The sequence below is a fragment of the Saccharothrix coeruleofusca genome (assembly GCF_014648515.1).
Lineage (GTDB): Bacteria > Actinomycetota > Actinomycetes > Mycobacteriales > Pseudonocardiaceae > Actinosynnema > Actinosynnema coeruleofuscum.
In genome coordinates this window covers 569,700-586,157 of sequence record NZ_BMRG01000002.1, presented here as the reverse complement: position 1 = coordinate 586,157, position 16,458 = coordinate 569,700, and the positions used below count along the sequence as shown (strand labels likewise).

Genomic DNA, 16,458 nt, shown 5'->3' with positions numbered 1-16,458 from the left:
CGGGTCAGGCGTTGCCCTCGAACGTGGCGCCGAGGTCCTCGCCCGCGATGTTGGGCTCGACGACCAGGCACACCCGCACGGGGTTCTCCGGCACCGCGTAGGCCAGGGTCAGCGCCGTGTCGCCGCCCGGCGGCAGCTCGGTGATCGCGGCGGCGGCGCCGTTGAGGCCCTGCACCGAGTCCAGCACCTCGGCGGCGGGCTGGCCGTCGACCAGGGCGCGCACGGAGAGCTGGCTGGTGCGGTAGGTGGTGTCGGTGCCGTTGACCAGCGTCACCACGAACACCGCGGTGCGCGGCGCCTTGGGGAAGGAGGTGTCGCTGGGCTTGAGCGACTTCGGCTGGGCGACGGTGATGGAGATGCCGTTGGCCCACACCCGTTCCGCGCCGAAGGACGTCGGGATCGGGGCGGACGACGGCGCGCGGTCGGCGCGCTGGACCGCCGCGGGGCTCTGCGCCGCGCTCGCGGGCGCGGCGGAGGAGGCGTCGGTCGGGTCCGCGCACCCCGTCAAGGCCAATGCCAGGCAGATGCCGACGGCCTGTCGGGTGAACCTCACGAACCTCCCCTTCCCGCCCCGGCGGTGGGCTTGTTGCGGCTGCCACCAACCATGACGCGGCGAAAGGGGGAGCGGGGAATGATCCGGGGCCTTGAGTCGCACCTGGTGCACGGCTGTGGCCGGACCGTGATTCCGCACGGCGGCCCGCGTGGGCGCCGCCACACCGGGCGGCGCCCACGCGGATCGCGGCGGCGGCCGTGCGTCAGGCGGCGGACCGCCTGGGAGCTAGGGAGCGCGTCGGGGGGCGTGCGCGCTCACCTTCATCATCGCGCGCATTAGGCCGACTGCTACACCTCAACTTCAGTCTTCACTCGATCGGGTGAATGGAGAGCGGCCAGCAGTTCGTAGGAGCGCAGCCGGTCGGACTGGTCGGCGACCATGGTCGTGACCATCAGCTCGTCCGCCGCGGTGTCCGCCAGCAGCTGCTCGAGCTGCTCCTTCGCCGTCTCCGGGGAGCCGATGACCTGGTTGGCCATGCGCTCCTCGAAGATCAACCGGTCCAGGTCGGTGTACGGGTAGTCGGCGGCCTCCTGCGGCGTGGACAGCGGACCGGGCCGCCCGCTGCGCAGCCGCACGAACGACAGCGCGCCCGGACCCGCGATCCAGCGCGCGTGCTCGTCGGTGTCGGCCACAATGACCGACACGCAGACCATCGCGTACGGCTTGTCCAGCACCGCCGACGGCTGGAACCGCTCGCGGTACAGCCGCAGCGCGGGCAGCGTGTTCTCCGCGCTGAAATGGTGCGCGAACGCGAACGGCAGCCCCAGCAGGCCCGCGACCTGCGCGCTGTAACCGCTGGACCCCAGCAGCCACAGCGGCGGCTTGTTGCCCTGCGCGGGCACCGCGTGCAGCTCCTCGGTGCCCTCGAAGTAGCCCATCAGCTCGGTCAGCTGCTGCGGGAAGTCGTCCACCGACAGCGGGCCCGCGGTCCGCCGCAGCGCCTGCGCGGTGCGCTGGTCGGTGCCCGGCGCGCGGCCGATGCCGAGGTCGATCCGGTCCGGGTGCAGCGCCACGAGCGTGCCGAACTGCTCGGCCACCACCAGCGGCGGGTGGTTGGGCAGCATCACGCCGCCGGAGCCGACCCGCAGCGTCTTCGTGGCGCTGGCCACGTGCCCGATGACGATCGCGGGCGACGAGCTGGCGATGCCCGGCATGTTGTGGTGCTCGGCCAGCCAGAAGCGGGTGTAGCCGAGGCGCTCGACGTGCTGCGCCAGCTCGGTGGTGTGCCGCAGCGCCGTCCTGGCGTCGGTCTGCGAGGTGACCGGGGCGAGTTCGAGGACGGACAGCGGTACGTCACTGAGTCGGCTCATACGGGGCACAACGCGCGCATCCCCGGATGCCTTCCGGGTGGCGGTGTGACCGAGCGCTCAGGGGTGCAGCACGGCCGGGTCGAAGGTCACCGGCACCGGTGCGGCCGTGATGGTCACCGGCGAACCGGGGCCCGCCGTCAGCTCCTCCACGTACTCGTCGTCCTTGAGCCGGTAGGCGGTGATCGACGACGCCCCGAGTCGGTCCTGGCGCACCACCCAGTAGAACGGCACGCCCGCCGCGGCGTAGCCCGCCATCTTGGCGGCCTGCTCCTGGCGGCTGTTGCCCGGCGAGACCACCTCGACGGTCAGTTCCAAATCGGCGGCATGGGCGGCTTTGCCGACCGGGCGCGTGCTCAACACCGCCACGTCGGGGATGAGAGCGGTGCGACGCTCGGTGCTGATCTCGGTGCCGATGCCGGTGACGACGTAGAGGTCGGTCCGACCCGCTTCGCGCAGCGCGGCCTTCAGCACCGCCCGGAGTTCGTCGCCCGCGTACTGGTGGTGCATGGATGGAGGTGGTGTCACTTGGAAATGTCCCCAGACGAGTTCTAGGCGGGAGCCGTCGGGACGTGGCGTGAGCGCGTGCCAGTCCTCGACCGTGAACGGACCGACCGGGTGATGCGCGAGTGCGGTCACGGTGCTGCCTCCCTGCCTCGACTCCGGTTCAGTGTCGCACGACCGTAGCGGGGGTCGGGGGTCACAAAGCCGCCCTGGAAGATCGGGTCCCCCGAAGGTGTTGATATGCACGTGAACACCGACGTCGTCGTGATCGGCGCGGGTCAAGCGGGCCTGTCCAGCGCCTACTTCCTGCGCCGCGCGGGCCTGGACCACGTCGTCCTGGACGAGGCCGACGGCCCCGGCGGCGCGTGGCGGCACCGCTGGCCGACGCTGCGCATGGCGACCGTCCACGGCATCCACGACCTGCCGGGGATGCCGTTCGAGGCCCCGGACCCCGACGCGCCCGCGAACCGGGTGCTGCCCGCCTACTTCGCCGACTTCGAGCGCCGCAACGACCTGCGCGTGGAGCGGCCCGTGCGGGTGCTGGCCGTCCGCGACCGGGGCGGCCTGCTGCGGGTGGAGACCGACCGGGGCGTCTGGGACACCAGGGCGCTGATCAACGCCACCGGCACGTGGACCCGCCCGTTCTGGCCGCGCTACCCCGGCCAGGAGCTGTTCCGGGGCCGTCAGCTCCACTCCTCGCAGTACCGGGGCCCGGAGGAGTTCGCCGGGCAGCACGTCGTCGTGGTCGGCGGCGGCACCTCGGCGGTGCAGCAGCTGCTGGAGATCGCCCGCCACGGCACCACCACCTGGGTCACCCGGCGCGAACCGGAGTTCCACGACGAGCCGTTCACCCCGGAGCTGGGCCGGGCGGTGGTGGCGCGGGTGGAGCAGCGGGTCCGCGCGGGCCTGCCGCCGCGCAGCGTGGTGAGCGTGACCGGGCTCAACCTCACCCCGGCCGTGCGGGAGGCGCTGGCCGGTGGCGTGCTGGCGCGCAGGCCGATGTTCGAGCGGCTCACCGAGGACGGCGTGGTGTGGCCGGACGGCCGCCACGAGCGCGCCGACGCGATCCTGTGGGCGACCGGTTTCCGCGCCGCCATCGACCACCTGGCCCCGCTCAAGCTGCGCGCACCCGGCGGCGGCATCCGGCTCGACGGCACGCGGGTGGTGGCCGATCCGCGCGTCCACCTGGTCGGCTACGGGCCGTCGGCGAGCACGGTCGGCGCCACGCGCGCCGGACGCGCCGCCGTCAAGGAGATCAAGCACCTGCTGGCCCCCGCCGCCGCCTGACCCCGCCTGCAAGTACTACCCGAGGGCTCCCGCCGAGCGCACAACTACTACCCGCGCGGTGAACGGCCGTGGGCCGGGTAGTAGTTACCGGCCCGTTCCCGTGGGGCGGGTGGTACTTGCGGGCGACTTGGGGTGGGGCGCCGATAACCTCGGGGACGTGGGGAGGGCCGTCCGGGTTTTCGCGGGGTTGTCGCTCGGCTCGGCCAGCGCGCTGGCGGGCCTGCTGGCGCTGGTGTGCGCGCGCCCCCTGCTGCCCCGGCTGGCCGACTGGGAGCGCCGCCGCGTCCGGTGGGCGCTGGGCGTGGACAGCGCGCCGCCCACCCCCGAGCAGGCCGCCCGGTACGTCGCGGTGCGCTCGGCGGTCGGGCTGCTCGGCGGGCTGGTGCTGGTCTGGCTCTACTACGGCTTCTACGTGGCCGGCTACCTCGTCTGGCTGATCGCCGAGGACGGGGCGCCCAACGTGGACTGGCCGGAGGTCGCCTGGAGCTGCTTCATCGGCCTGGTGCTGCTCTACATCGAGGTCCAGGGCGTGATGGGCGTCGCGGCGCTGGAGGCCAAGGTGGCCCGGCGCTTCCTCGGTCCCAGCGAGGCGGAGCTGCTGCGGCAGCGGGTGGAGCAGCTCTCGGCCAGCCGCGCGGGCATCGTGGCGGCCGTCGACGCCGAGCGCCGCCGCATCGAGCGCGACCTGCACGACGGCGTGCAGCAGCGGTTGGTCGCGCTGGGGATGCTGCTGGGCCGGGCGCGGCGGCACCCCGACCGCGCCGAGGAGCTGCTGCGCCAGGCGCACGAGGAGTCCCAGCAGGTGCTGGGCGACCTGCGCGAGGTGGCGTGGCGGGTGTACCCGACGGCGCTGGACACCCTGGGCCTGCGCGAGGCGCTGGAGGCCGTGGCGGACCGCTCCGCCATCCCGGTGCGGATCGAGTGCGCGCCGGGGGACCTGCCGCCGCAGGTGGCCACCGCGGTCTACTTCGTGGTGTGCGAGGCGGTGACCAACGCGGCCAAGCACTCGGGTGCGACGATGATCTCCGTGCGGGTGGCGGACGGCGACGGCGTGGTGCGCGTGCTGGTGGAGGACGACGGCGTGGGTGGCGCGGACCCGGAGGGCGGCGGGCTGGCCGGGCTGTCCCGGCGGGTGCTCGCGCTGGACGGCCGCTTCGCCGTGCGCAGCCCGGCGGGCGGGCCGACCGCGGTCACCGCGGAGGTCCCGTGCGGGTGATCCTGGCCGAGGACTCGACGCTGCTGCGCGAGGGCCTGGTGCGGCTGCTGGCCGAGGAGGGCCACGACGTGGTCGCCGCGGTGGGCGACGCGGCGGCGCTGCTGTCCACCACCGCAGCCCACCTGCCCGACGTGGTGGTGACCGACGTGCGGATGCCGCCCACGCACACCGACGAGGGGCTGCGCGCCGCGCTGGAGATCCGCCGCCGCTTCCCCGGCGTCGGCGTGCTGGTGCTGTCGCAGTACGTCGAGCAGCGCTACGCCGTCGACCTGCTCACCGAGCACGCCGACGGCGTCGGCTACCTGCTCAAGGACCGCGTGGCGCAGGTGGAGGAGTTCCTCGACGCGCTGCGCCGGGTCGGCGCGGGCGGCGCGGCGTTCGACCCCGAGGTGGTGCGCAAGCTGCTGGCCCGCAGCGCGCACCCGCTGGGCGGGCTCACCGACCGCGAGCGGGAGGTGCTGGCGCGCATGGCCGAGGGCCACACGAACAACGCGATCGCGACCCGCCTGCACATCTCGCGCAGCGCGGTGGAGAAGCACGTGAACTCGATCTTCGACAAGCTGGAGTTGTCCGGCGTGGACGGCTACAGCCGCCGGGTGCTGGCGATCCTGCGCTACTTGCGGGCGTGAGAGCGCTTCTTCACCCGCGACACCACGAACCACACCACGGCCAGCGCGGCCACGCCGAGCACCACCTTGGACAGCACGCCCGCGTAGTTCTCGACGACGTGCCAGTTCTCGCCCAGGAAGTAGCCCGCCATGATCAGGGCGGTGTTCCAGATGAGGCTGCCCGCCGCGGTCAGCGCCACGAACAGCGGCACCGGCATCCGCTCCACGCCCGCAGGGATCGAGATGAGGCTGCGGAAGACCGGGATCATCCGCCCGAAGAACACGGTCGACTTGCCGTGCTTGGCGAACCACTCCTCGGACTTGTCCACGTCGGAGACGTCCATCAGCGGCATCCGCTGCACGATCCGGCGCAGCCGGTCGCGACCGAGCAGCGCGCCGAGGTAGTACAGCAGCAGCGCGCCCGCGACCGAGCCCACGGTGGTCCACAGGATCGCCGCGAACAGGCTCATGCCGCCCTTGCTCGCGGTGAACCCGGCCAGCGGCAGGAAGACCTCGCTGGGCAGCGGGGGGAACAGGTTCTCCAGCGCGATCGCCAAGCCCGCGCCCGGTGCCCCGAGCGAGTCCATCAGGTCGGTGATCCAGGTGACGTCCATGATTGCCACGTTACGAACGCGCCGAGGGCACCCGCCATGATGCTCGCCTCACGCCGGGGTGCGGAAAACCACACCCGGTGCTCGACGTCGGGCGGCCAACCCCCTGGCGTGCCTGCGGATCACCCGCTGGAGCGCGGGCGGTGGGACCACCCGGTGGTCGCGGATAGCGAGGCCCGGCAGCAGCACGTGGCTGGCCCTGCGGTTCGGCGCTGGCTCGACCACCTCCTCGCCTCCGGGGTTCCCGCCGACGGCGGTCGGGAAAACCTCCCGATCCCCGCCGACGGCGGCTGGTGGACAATCCGGCCCGTGAAGACGCCGGTGATCGTGGTCGCGGGCTTCCTGGGCTCGGGCAAGACCACGCTGCTCAACCACCTGCTCGCCACCGCCCGCGGCACCCGCGTCGGCGTGGTGGTCAACGACTTCGGCAGCATCGGCATCGACGCGATGAGCGTCGCGGGCCAGGTCGGTTCGACGCTGTCGCTGAGCAACGGCTGCCTGTGCTGCGCGGTCGACGTGAGCGGCCTGGACGAGCTGCTGGGCAAGCTCGTCGGCCAGGTCGACGTGATCGTCATCGAGGCCAGCGGCCTGGCCGAGCCGCAGGCCATGGTCCGGCTGGTGCTGGGCAGCGAGCACCCCGGCGTCGGCTACGGCGGCCTGGTGCTGCTGGTGGACGCCGCCGAACCGCCCGCCGACCTGGCCAGGCACCTGCGCGTGGCGGACCTGGTGGTGGTCAACAAGGTCGACCGGGTGCCCGACGCGAGCGGCCTGCTCGCCGAAGTCGACCGGCTCAAGCCCGGCGTGCCCGTGGTCGCCGCGACGCACGGCCGCGTCGACCCGGCGCTGCTGTTCGACCCGCGCCCCCGGCAGCGCTACGGGCAGCTTTCCTTCGACGACCTGGCGGAGGACGACGAACCGCACGCCCACCAGGCGTACGAGAGCGTGTCGTTCACCTCCGCCCAGCCGCTGAACCCCACCCGGCTGATGGCCTTCCTCGACGACCGGCCCGCCGGGCTGTACCGGATCAAGGGGTTCGCCCACTTCGACGTGCCGGGGCACCGGCAGAAGTTCACCCTGCACACCGTGGGCGCCTACCTGCGGTTCGAGCGCTCCGCGTGGGCCGCCGACGAGCCGCGCCTGACGCAGCTGGTGCTGATCGGGGTAGGCCTGGACGCCGAGGCCGTCACCAAGGCCCTGGAGCACTGCGTGGAGCCCGACCCGGCGTCGGTGGACCCGCAGTCGATGCTGGAGGTCCTGCGCTACCTGTAATACCGCGGTGGTCCGAGCGGACTACTCGAGTAGGAGAGGGGGTGCGCGGTGGTCGACGGGTCCGTCGTGGTGATGATCGCGTTCGCGGTGCTGGCGGTGGCGGCGTTGTTGATCGCGGCCGGTGTCGCCGCGGACCGCAAGTACCGCGCGACCGTCTCGGCGTGGGCCGCCGCCCAGGGGTGGCGCTACCGGGAGGGCGGCGGCGGACCGTGGACCGCCTGCCTGCCACGGGGGGACGCCCGCAAGGTGCGGTTGCAGGTCGAGGGCTTCCGGCACTACCCGGTGACCGTGGCGCACTACCAGTACGACACCACCAGCACGTCCTCCAAGACCGACATGAACGGGCAGAGCACCCGGTCGACCTCCACCACGACCCACCACCTGACGGTGCACGTGGTGCACCTGCCCTTCACCTACCCGCCGATCGCGGTGCGGCGGCGCGGCCTGGGCTCGCGGATCGCCCGCGGCGCGGGCTACCGCGACGGCAAGGCCACCGGTGACGAGGAGTTCGACCGGCGGTTCCGGGTGCGGGTCGACGACCCCGCCCTGGTGCCCGCGCTGATCACCCCGGCGCTGGTGCGGGCGCACCTGGACGGCGTCGTGCCGGAGTGGAGCCTGGCCGGGTCGGACCTGGTGAGCACGACCACGGGGCGGATCAGGGTGGAGTCGGTGTTCAGCGGCCTGGACCCGCTGCTGCGGGTGGCCGACCTGCTCGTGCGGCGGTGAGGGGGAACGGCCCCCTCCACCTGGCGGGCGCATCGGATGAGGCGTATCCTGAATCAAGTCTTATGATCATGATTCAGCCTGTGAGGTGCTGATGGAGCCGCAGGTCGGCGCGCTCATCGAACGCGCCCGCATCGTCGCGGGGTTCAGCCAGCGCGCTCTCGCCGATGCCACCGGCATTTCGCAGTCGACCCTGTCGCGGATCATCTCGGGGGATCGTGCGGCGAAGATGCCCGAGGTGGTGGCGATCGCGTGGGCGACCGGCCACACGGTCGCCCAGCTCACCGGGGTCGGCGCGGTGGCCGATCGGGCGCAGTGCGTGGCGCGGGCTACCCGTGACTCCGGCATGGAGCACATGCGTGAGGCCCTGCTGCACTTCCTGGAGTTGAACGACTACCTGGACGATCAAGCTGTCCCGGCGATCGTCCGGGACGGGCGCGGGGCGCTGAGCGCGGAAACCGAGGGGCGTGCCGCTGCCGAGCGGTTCCGCCAGGAGCACCACCTGGGCACGCAGCCGCTGGGTGATCTCGTGGCGCTCATCGAGCAGACGACCGGCATCGACGTCGCGGTGCTGGACGCGGGACCGGACGAGCACGGCTTGACGATGCGCGACCCGACGCGTGGTGCCGTGTTCATCGGCGTCGCGCGCACTCAGAACCCGATGCGACAGCGCAGCACACTGGCCCACGAGCTCGGCCACGTGCTGTTCCAGGACTGGAGGGACAGCACCGCGGGCAACTGGAGTGAGCGGACCCCAGCCGAGGTCCGAGCCGATGATTTCGCCCGGCACCTGCTCGTGCCGATCGACGGCCTCCGCGAGTTCCTCGGGGCGCGGGAGACCATCACGCGATCCGACTTGTCCGCGATTGTCCAGCGCTTCCTGGTCTCACCGGCCATCGCCGCCATCGCGCTGCACCAAGCCGAGTACATCGACACCGCCACCAAGCAGGAGTGGATGGCCCTGTCCGCGCCTCACCTGGCCATCCGGTTCGGGTGGGGGGACCAGTACCGGGCGCTGCAGGTCGAATCCGATCAGCGCAGAGCGCCGCAACGGCTGCTGGCCCGCGCGATCAGGGGCTATGTGGAGGACGTGCTCCCCGTGCAGGCCATAGCCACCTTGCGTGGTGTCGAATCCGCCGTTGTCGAAGCGGACCTGGGGGAGGCGGGCGTGGTGCCCGTCGAGCGGCCGGTGGTGTGGGCCGATCCGGCGGAACTGCCGGACGTGCACGTGGATCTGGAGGCGTTGGACGAGGCCCTCGACGCGCTGGATGGCGATCCTCCCGACGTTCGGGACGCTGGATGAGCCACCGGCCGATCTCGACGCCGGACCCGGCCTGAATTTCTTCTCCATCAACAAAGAACGCCTTCTCATCGGTGTGCTGGGCAGGCTCAGCGCCCCGGAGACCGTGCAGGAGGAGGTTTTCCGCAAATCCCGGCAGGATGAGAGGTTCCGCCCCGCCGCGGCGGTCTGGCGGAAGCTCACGCCCCATTGGGTGGAGGTCCTCTCCGACGACCAGACACCCCGAACTCGCGGCCGTCGTCCACCGGATCACCCGGCAGTCCTTCGCGCAACGGGTGAGGGATCGCAAAGACCTGGGTGAGACCATGGTCATCGCGCACGCGGTGGTCGCCGCCGAGTCGGGTGACAAGGTCACCGTGCTGATCGATGACGGCGCTGGAGCGCGCATCGCCACCTCGGAGATCAGCAGGCTCGAACGGCTCCGGATGAGCGGTTGTGCTGTGGGATCGATCACCTTGGTGAACACGCTGACAGTTCTGGCGCGTGCGGCGGGTGGGCAGCACATCCCGGACAAAGCCGCGATGCGCGCCGTTTATCAGAAGTTGCGGCACCTCGATGACGGACTGCCGCCCCTTGAAGCGACTCCCCTCCTGTCACCTGCCCTCTGGGCTTGACCCGCGCACCGGGCGGCCCGCTCGTGGCGGGCCGCCCGGTGGGGCGATCTCAGCGGAAGTCCGCCGCGTGGTCGGTGGCCCACTCGCGGAAGGTGCGCGCGGGCACCCCGGTGACCTCCTCCACCGTGGACGTGCGCGGACCCGGTTCGGCCACCAGTCGGGCCTGCGCGCCGAGCATGACGTCGACCACCGCCGCAGGCCACTGGTCGAGCATCCGCTGCCGCGCCGCTTCCGGCGTGATCTCCTCCCAGCGCAGCGGGCGGCCGATCGCCTCGCCGATGACGCGCACCTGCTCGGCCTGCGTCAGCGCCTCCGGGCCGGTGAGCACGTACCGCTTGCCGACGTGACCACCCTCGACCAGGGCGCGCACCGCCACGGCCGCGATGTCCGCCTCGTGCAGCAGGGGCATGGCGGCTGCCCCGTAGACGCCGCGCACCACGTCGCCGTCGCGGATCTGCGGCGCCCAGGCGAGGGTGTTGGTGGCGAAGGCGTGCGGCCTCAGGAACGTCCACTCCAGCCCGGACCGCTCGATCGCCCGCTCCACCTCCGCGTGCCACGCGCCGATCGCGTTCTCCTGCTCCTCCAGGTCGTCGCGGACGGCCCCGGAGGACAGGAAGACGACTCGGCGGACGTGGCGGGCGAGGGCGTCCAGCACCGCGGGGACCACGTCGGTGGTGGGGAAGGGCCACATCAGGAAGGCGACGTCCGCGCCCTCCGCGGCGGCGGCCACCGTCTCCGGTGCGAGGAGGTCGCCGCGCCGGACGTCGACGCCGTCCGGCAGTGCGGCGGAACCGGGGTCGCGGACCAGGGCCCGTACCGGCGTCCCCGAAGCGCGCAGCTGCGCGACCACCTGCCCGCCGACCGCGCCGGTCGCACCGGTCACCAGGACCTGGGGTCGGGACGGGGCGGAGAGGCCGCGCAGCAGGTGGTACCGCCGGAACTCCCGGCGACGCACCGGGAAGTCCAGGACCCGCCGCCACTGCGGCGCGGACCCCACGGTGCCCTGGCCGGACTTGGCCATGGCGTCGCGGTGGGCCCGCGCGTCGGTCCACTCGGCGTAGTTGATCAACCGGGTGCCGTCGGTGCTCAGGTGGAAGTTGGCCGAGATCAGGCCGGCAGGCGGTGCGGCCTCGCTGGTCAGGGCGTCGAAGACGGTGTCGACCCAGCGCCGCTGCCGCTGCTCGTCGGGTCCGTCGAACTCGACGCTGACGACGACGGCGCAGCCGGGAGCCGCCGGGACCTGCCTGCCGGTGCTGCGGTAGAGCCGGTACTCGACCGGTTCGGTGCCGGTGAGCCGCTCGAAGAACGCGGGGTCGGCCGCCCCGGCCGCCCACTGGGTGTAGGTCAGCGCCGTCGCGTCCTCGGCGCCGACGAACGCGTTGACCGAGAGCAGCCCGTCCGGCCACGGGGCGCGCTCCAGCGCGGCGAACACCTCCGCCGCCCCGGCGGGGGTTTCCGCGACCAGGGCGGTGCCGACGTCGGGGCGGGTGATGTCGGGCCACTGACTTGCGGACATGGGTTCTCCCTCGAACTCGATCACCGCTCCGACACCAAGAGCGTCAAACTTGAACAAGGGTTCAAGTCAACTGGGAGTGATCCACATGGCACCGGTGCCCGCGCAGGCCACCGAGATCACCATCGGCGAGCTGTCCGAGCGCAGCGGCGTCCCCGCTTCGGCCCTGCGCTTCTACGAGCGCAAGGGGCTCATCCGCAGCAGGCGCACCGCGGGCAACCAGCGCCGCTACCGCCGGGAGGTGCTCCGGCAGGTGGCCTTCATCCGCGCCTCGCACCACCTGGGCATCCCGCTGTCGGTGATCGGCGACGCCCTCGCCAAGCTGCCCGAGGGCCAAGCGCCCACCCGCGAGTTCTGGGCCAGGGCGTCCGAGTGCTGGAGCGCCGAGCTCAACGCCCGCATCAAGCGGTTGGAGAACATGCGGGACCGGTTCACCGAGTGCATCGGCTGCGGCTGCCTGTCCTTCGAGCAGTGCGGGCTGGTCAACCCCGGCGACCAGCTCGGCGGCAAGCGCTCCGGCCCCTACCGCCTGTTCGACGCCTAGCCCCGGCCGCTCACCTCAGGTGCCGGTTGAAGAACCGGGTCCCGCTGTCACCCTCGAAGCGCGGGACGCCGGTGTGCCCGCCCGTGTTGGCGTGCAGCGTCTTCTCCGCGGAGCCGAAGGCGTCGAACACGTCCAGGGCCAGTCGCCGATCGTTGCCCTCGTCGTCCCACTGCAGCAGGACCAGCAGCGGGGTGGTGACTTGCCGGGCCTGCTCGACCACGGCGCGGGGCACGTAGCTCCCGGCGAACAGCAGGGCGGCCGGGGATCTCGCCGAGGGTGAATCCGCGCTCGACGACACCGTCGTCGAGGCGCTGTTCCGAGCTGAATCGCACGGTCGTGCCTTTCGCGAGTGCTCGCGAACGGCGCTCCCGGACGGCCTATCGCCCGACCGTGACCCCGGAGGGGAGCACCCATGTCGACGTGTTCACGGGTACCACCTCCTCGTCCTCTCGCACGGCCTCCGGAAAAGCAGCAGCGATCACGTGCCCTGCCAACGGGTTTCGGGCACCCGTCCCCGCCGTTGCCGTCACCTCCCCGAGCTTGCCCGCGACTCGGCGGACTTGCCCCGGACGGCGAGCGCCACCCCGGCCGCGGTGACCACCAGGTAGCAGGACAACTGGACCGCGAACCCGCCGGGCACCCAGCCGAGGAGGCCGGCGTTGGCGTGGTCCACCAGCAGGCGTATCGCCCCCTGCGCCCCCAACGCCAGCAGGACCATGCCCAGGACCAGGACCGCTGTGCTCTTCATCGCCCCTCCTTTTTGTGGTTCGACCGCACCATAACAGGTCTTGGTACGGTCGCACCACAGCGTGCTGAGCGGAGGGCGACGTGCCTCGACAGGTGGACCACGAGCTGCGCAGGCGGCAGATCGCGCAGGCGGTCTGGCGGCTGGCCGCCCGAGGCGGGCTGGAGGGCGTCACCCTGCGCCAGGTCGCCGCCGAGGCCGAGGTGTCGGCCCGGCTGCTCCAGTACTACTTCGGCACCCGCGACCAGTTGCTGCTCGGCGCGCTGGAGCTGCTCAACACCGACGCCGAGCGGCGGGCGCGGGAGCGCCTGGAGGCGTTGGGGGAGGAGCCCAGCGCACGCGCCCTCGTGCGCGGCGTGTTGCTGGAGCTGCTGCCGCTGGACGAGGAGCGGCGCAACAGGCACGTGGTGCACGCGGCGTACTTCGTCCGCTTCCTGGTCGAACCCGCGCTCGCCGCGGTGGCCAGGAACTCGCCGCCTGCCCTGGAGAACCTGGTCGCTGGCCTGATCGTCCGCGGGCAGCGGCTGGGCGAGGTGCCCGAGTCGGTCGACGCGCCTGCGGAGGCCGCGTTCCTGGTAGCGGGCGCGGAGGGACTGCAGACCGGCGTCCTGCTCGGACAGCGGGCGCCCGAGCGGGCGGTGGCCCTGCTCGACCGGCAGCTCGACCGCGTCTTCAGCGGCCCAGGACCGCGCGCCTGATCCGTGCCGCGTGGACCGGCGGACCTGGTGGGGGAGTGGGGCCGGAGAGACTCGAACTCTCACTGGCACGGACCTAAACCGTGTGCCTCTGCCAATTGGGCTACGACCCCGTGGTGCCAACCCTATCGGCCCGGCGGGGAGGGTGGTCCCGTGGGACACCACCCTCCCCGGACCGCCGGAAGGCCACGCCGATCACCGCGCGCGGCGGTGGCCGACTACCTTGGTGGCCCTGACCGCTGCTAGGAGGAGATGTGGCTCGCGACCCCGACACCATCCAGCGCGAGATCGAGCAGGCTCGCGACGCGCTGGCCGCGACGCTGGACGAACTGGGCACCAGGGCCAACCCCCAGCGCTTCGTGGAGTCCGGCAAGGCCAGCGTGCGCGCGAAGCTCGACGAACCCAAGATCCGGTACTCGCTGATCGCGGTGGCCGTGATCCTGGGGTTCGCGCTGCTGCGCAAGCTGTTCCGCTGAGCGGAGTGCTACTGCCCCCCGGCCACGAGGGGCAGTAGCACCTGGTCCACCACCCGTTCGACGAACGCCACGTCCAGTGGGTCGCCGGTGAGCATCAGCCGGTAGATCAGCGCCGCGCCCGCCAGTTCCACGGCCAGGCCGCGCGGGGCCTCCGGGCGCAGCTCGCCGCGGTGGTCGGCGCGCTCCAGGATGCGGCGCAGCACGTCCCGCTGGGCGATCAGGAAGGTCTCGCGGAACGCGGTGGCCAGCTCCGGCTCGTGCGGCAGCTCACCGACCAGCGCCTGCGCCGCCTTGCCGACGGGGCCGGACAGGAACGCGGCCAGCGAGCTGAGGAACTCGCGCAGGTCGCCCGCCAGCGACCCGGTGTCGGGCTCGGGCAGGTTCTGCGAGGCGAGCTGGGTGCAGGTGTCGATGACCAGGTCGAGCTTGGACTCCCAGCGCCGGTAGATCGTCGCCTTGCCCGCCCGCGCCCGCGAGGCCACCGCGTCCATGGTCAGCGCGCGGTAGCCGACCTCGGCCATCACCTCCAGCGCCGCCTGGCGCAGGGCGTCGTCCCGGCTCGCGTCCCTGGGTCTGCCTCGCTGCGGAGCTCTCGCGCCCCCGCTGTACACCGGTGTAGCCATGCCTGCGCTCCCGTCGCCGTTGGCCGGACATCCTAGGCGTGCATGATCGCGATCGACGGCGGAACACCTGCTCATGAGGGGTGCTCGGATCGACGCGACGCTCACACAGGGGTTATCGCTCGCGGGCCGCCGGGTTGAACGCCCGCTACGTGGAATCGACCTGGCCGCGTTCGGTTCGTGACCTTCGCGGCGCCCCGTGCGGGTTCCGCGGCGGGTGCGGCATCCTCGGCGCGTGCCGCGCAAGACGCTCATCGCCCTGACCGCGCTCCTGGTGGCCGCGTGCTCCTCGCCCGCGCCGGGGGCCGCCCCGGTGACCACGTCCGCCACCGCCTCGACGTCGTCCTCGTCGGTGGTGGGGGAGCGGCAGGTCGACATCACCGTCCCCTCGGCCGCGCTGGGGCGCGACGCCGAGGTCCGGCTGCTGCTGCCGCGCCGCTGGCACGAGCAGCCGGACCGCACCTGGCCGGTGCTGTACCTGCTGACCGGCTGCTGCGGCAGCCACCTGTCGTGGACCGGCTCCTCGTCCGTGGCCGAGCTGACCGCCGAGGAGGACGTGCTGGTGGTGATGCCCGACGGCGGTCCGGCGGGCTTCTACTCCGACTGGCGCTCCGGGCCGGGCTGGGAGACCTTCCACCTCACCGAGCTGCCCGCGGTGCTGGAGCGCGACTACCGGGCGAGCCGGACCCGCGCCGTGGCCGGGTTCTCCATGGGCGGGTTCGGGGCGCTGTCCTACACCGCCCGCCACCCCGGTTTCTTCCGCGCCGCCGCCTCCTACAGCGGCGTGCTGCACACCACCATGTCGCAGCAGTCCCGCGACCTGGTGGCGCAGATCGTCACCCAGGCCGGGCTGGACCCGAACGCGCTGTGGCAGGACTGGAGCGCGCACAACCCCTACGACCTGGCCGAACGGCTGCGCGGCACGCCGCTGTACATCTCCTCGGGCAACGGCGCGCCCGGCCCGCTGGACGTCGAGGGCAAGCAGCCCGACTGGCTGGAGGAGCTGCTGGGCAGGCAGAGCGCGGCGGTGGTCGCGCGGTTGGGTGAGCTGGGCATCCCGGTCACCGCCGACCTGTACGGGCCGGGCACGCACGTGTGGGAGTACTGGGACCGCGCGCTGCGCCAGTCGATGCCGATGCTGCTCGACGCGCTGCGGGGCTGAGCGGGAGGGCTGAGCGGGCGGCCGGTCAGCCGGGGGCGTCCGCGTCGAGCCGCCGCGCGATGCCGCGCCAGACCACGCCCATGGCGTAGTCGGTGGCCAGCGCGGGCCCCACCTCGGGCCTGCGCTCGCACCACAGCGCCAGCCGCTCGGTCGCGCCGACCACGACCTCGGCGAACACCTCGGCCTCCAGCGGGTCGATCCCCCGCGCGAACCCGGACAGCACCGCGGCGATCAGGTCGGTCTGCTGCGTGCGGATGGACTCGACCTCCGCCACCGCGCCGGGCACGGTCACCGCCGCCTCCTGCCGCAGCATCGTCCACGACCGCTTGTGCTCGGCGATGAACTCGAAGAACGCCAGCAGGCCGCGGCGCAGCACCTCCTCGGGGGTGCCCCCGCCCGCGACGGCCCGCTGCGTCCGGTCCAGCAGTTCGGCGCGGGCGCGGTGGACGCACCCGATGAGCAGGCCCTCCTTCGAGCCGAAGTACTCGTAGAGCATCGGCTTGGACACGCCCACCCGCTCGGCGATCTCGTCCATGGACGCGGCCAGGTAGCCGCGCTCGGCGAAGACCCGCTCGGCCACGTCGAGCATCTGGGCCTTGCGCTGCGCCTTGGGCATCCGCCTGCGCGGCTGCGGGGTGGTCACGGCGAGAGGGTACTACCGCGAGTAACTTACTTCGAGTAACCTACTCGTCGGTATGCAGCCGGACCGGG

19 protein-coding genes, 1 tRNA gene and 1 pseudogene are annotated in these 16,458 nt (G+C 72.6%); 11 read left to right on the top strand and 10 right to left on the bottom strand.

Annotation, left to right across the window (positions count from 1 at the left end):
• Positions 1 to 4: 4 nt before the first annotated feature.
• From IEZ00_RS07425 to IEZ00_RS07415, 3 genes are all read right to left on the bottom strand, one after another.
• Positions 5 to 553, bottom strand: a complete 549-nt coding sequence (locus IEZ00_RS07425) for a hypothetical protein (protein WP_189222304.1) — start codon at positions 551 to 553, stop codon at positions 5 to 7.
• A 287-nt stretch (positions 554 to 840) separates the two neighbouring features.
• Positions 841 to 1,863, bottom strand: coding sequence for an LLM class flavin-dependent oxidoreductase (locus IEZ00_RS07420; RefSeq protein WP_189222302.1), 1,023 nt, complete (start codon positions 1,861 to 1,863; stop codon positions 841 to 843).
• A 57-nt stretch (positions 1,864 to 1,920) separates the two neighbouring features.
• Positions 1,921 to 2,499, bottom strand: a complete 579-nt coding sequence (locus IEZ00_RS07415) for a Uma2 family endonuclease (RefSeq protein ID WP_189222301.1) — start codon at positions 2,497 to 2,499, stop codon at positions 1,921 to 1,923.
• 105 nt (positions 2,500 to 2,604) lie between these two features.
• Between IEZ00_RS07415 and IEZ00_RS07410 the strand changes: the two genes are divergently transcribed.
• The 3 genes from IEZ00_RS07410 to IEZ00_RS07400 all read left to right on the top strand — a co-directional run bounded on the left by IEZ00_RS07410 (position 2,605) and on the right by IEZ00_RS07400 (position 5,496).
• Positions 2,605 to 3,651 (top strand): FAD-dependent oxidoreductase, encoded by a 1,047-nt coding sequence (locus IEZ00_RS07410; protein WP_189222299.1) that lies wholly within the window; start codon positions 2,605 to 2,607, stop codon positions 3,649 to 3,651.
• A gap of 157 nt (positions 3,652 to 3,808) precedes the next feature.
• Positions 3,809 to 4,867, top strand: a complete 1,059-nt coding sequence (locus tag IEZ00_RS07405; RefSeq protein WP_189222298.1) for a sensor histidine kinase — start codon at positions 3,809 to 3,811, stop codon at positions 4,865 to 4,867.
• A complete protein-coding gene (locus IEZ00_RS07400; protein WP_189222297.1) occupies positions 4,858 to 5,496 on the top strand; it encodes a response regulator transcription factor in 639 nt (212 codons plus the stop codon). The genes IEZ00_RS07405 and IEZ00_RS07400 overlap by 10 nt, the downstream gene beginning before the upstream one ends.
• Here the strand turns inward: IEZ00_RS07400 and IEZ00_RS07395 are convergent.
• Positions 5,481 to 6,089, bottom strand: coding sequence for a DedA family protein (locus IEZ00_RS07395; protein ID WP_189222295.1), 609 nt, complete (start codon positions 6,087 to 6,089; stop codon positions 5,481 to 5,483). The two genes, IEZ00_RS07400 and IEZ00_RS07395, sit on opposite strands and share 16 nt — an antisense overlap.
• Before the next feature lie 297 nt (positions 6,090 to 6,386).
• Here IEZ00_RS07395 and IEZ00_RS07390 point away from each other — a divergent pair, with 297 nt between their 5' ends.
• The 4 genes from IEZ00_RS07390 to IEZ00_RS36345 all read left to right on the top strand — a co-directional run bounded on the left by IEZ00_RS07390 (position 6,387) and on the right by IEZ00_RS36345 (position 9,992).
• Positions 6,387 to 7,355, top strand: coding sequence for a CobW family GTP-binding protein (locus tag IEZ00_RS07390; RefSeq protein WP_229795294.1), 969 nt, complete (start codon positions 6,387 to 6,389; stop codon positions 7,353 to 7,355).
• Positions 7,356 to 7,403: 48 nt separating this feature from the next.
• Complete coding sequence (locus tag IEZ00_RS07385; RefSeq protein WP_189222293.1) at positions 7,404 to 8,081, top strand: hypothetical protein; 678 nt, start codon at positions 7,404 to 7,406, stop codon at positions 8,079 to 8,081.
• 91 nt (positions 8,082 to 8,172) lie between these two features.
• Positions 8,173 to 9,381 (top strand): helix-turn-helix domain-containing protein, encoded by a 1,209-nt coding sequence (locus IEZ00_RS07375; RefSeq protein ID WP_229795209.1) that lies wholly within the window; start codon positions 8,173 to 8,175, stop codon positions 9,379 to 9,381.
• A gap of 302 nt (positions 9,382 to 9,683) precedes the next feature.
• On the top strand, positions 9,684 to 9,992 hold the full coding sequence (locus IEZ00_RS36345; RefSeq protein ID WP_229795207.1) for a PIN domain-containing protein: 309 nt from the start codon (positions 9,684 to 9,686) through the stop codon (positions 9,990 to 9,992).
• Positions 9,993 to 10,041: 49 nt separating this feature from the next.
• Here the strand turns inward: IEZ00_RS36345 and IEZ00_RS37985 are convergent, their stop codons facing one another.
• Entirely contained in the window at positions 10,042 to 11,508 is a 1,467-nt protein-coding gene (locus tag IEZ00_RS37985) for an NAD(P)H-binding protein (RefSeq protein WP_306344658.1), read from the bottom strand.
• Positions 11,509 to 11,593: 85 nt separating this feature from the next.
• Between IEZ00_RS37985 and soxR the strand changes: the two genes are divergently transcribed.
• Positions 11,594 to 12,049 carry a redox-sensitive transcriptional activator SoxR gene (soxR, locus tag IEZ00_RS07360; protein ID WP_189222290.1) on the top strand — a complete coding sequence of 152 codons (456 nt, stop codon included), beginning with the start codon at positions 11,594 to 11,596 and terminating at the stop codon, positions 12,047 to 12,049.
• Between the two features lie 10 nt (positions 12,050 to 12,059).
• Here the strand turns inward: soxR and IEZ00_RS07355 are convergent.
• Positions 12,060 to 12,317: pseudogene (locus tag IEZ00_RS07355) on the bottom strand (alpha/beta hydrolase); the annotation flags it as partial.
• Positions 12,318 to 12,575: 258 nt separating this feature from the next.
• Positions 12,576 to 12,797 (bottom strand): hypothetical protein, encoded by a 222-nt coding sequence (locus tag IEZ00_RS07350; protein ID WP_189222289.1) that lies wholly within the window; start codon positions 12,795 to 12,797, stop codon positions 12,576 to 12,578.
• An 80-nt stretch (positions 12,798 to 12,877) separates the two neighbouring features.
• Here IEZ00_RS07350 and IEZ00_RS07345 point away from each other — a divergent pair, with 80 nt between their 5' ends.
• The gene (locus tag IEZ00_RS07345; RefSeq protein WP_189222288.1) at positions 12,878 to 13,492 is read left to right on the top strand and encodes a TetR/AcrR family transcriptional regulator; all 615 of its coding nucleotides are present in this window, start codon (positions 12,878 to 12,880) and stop codon (positions 13,490 to 13,492) included.
• 36 nt (positions 13,493 to 13,528) lie between these two features.
• Here IEZ00_RS07345 and IEZ00_RS07340 read toward each other — a convergent pair.
• Positions 13,529 to 13,602 (bottom strand) — tRNA-Leu (locus IEZ00_RS07340).
• A gap of 141 nt (positions 13,603 to 13,743) precedes the next feature.
• Here IEZ00_RS07340 and IEZ00_RS07335 point away from each other — a divergent pair.
• Entirely contained in the window at positions 13,744 to 13,965 is a 222-nt protein-coding gene (locus IEZ00_RS07335; protein ID WP_189222286.1) for a DUF3618 domain-containing protein, read from the top strand.
• Between the two features lie 8 nt (positions 13,966 to 13,973).
• Here the strand turns inward: IEZ00_RS07335 and IEZ00_RS07330 are convergent, their stop codons facing one another.
• The gene (locus tag IEZ00_RS07330) at positions 13,974 to 14,588 is read right to left on the bottom strand and encodes a TetR/AcrR family transcriptional regulator (protein WP_189222284.1); all 615 of its coding nucleotides are present in this window, start codon (positions 14,586 to 14,588) and stop codon (positions 13,974 to 13,976) included.
• A 232-nt stretch (positions 14,589 to 14,820) separates the two neighbouring features.
• Between IEZ00_RS07330 and IEZ00_RS07325 the strand changes: the two genes are divergently transcribed.
• Complete coding sequence (locus IEZ00_RS07325; protein ID WP_189222282.1) at positions 14,821 to 15,747, top strand: alpha/beta hydrolase; 927 nt, start codon at positions 14,821 to 14,823, stop codon at positions 15,745 to 15,747.
• Between the two features lie 25 nt (positions 15,748 to 15,772).
• Here the strand turns inward: IEZ00_RS07325 and IEZ00_RS07320 are convergent, their stop codons facing one another.
• Positions 15,773 to 16,390 (bottom strand): TetR/AcrR family transcriptional regulator, encoded by a 618-nt coding sequence (locus IEZ00_RS07320; RefSeq protein ID WP_372448459.1) that lies wholly within the window; start codon positions 16,388 to 16,390, stop codon positions 15,773 to 15,775.
• Positions 16,391 to 16,458 lie beyond the last annotated feature (68 nt).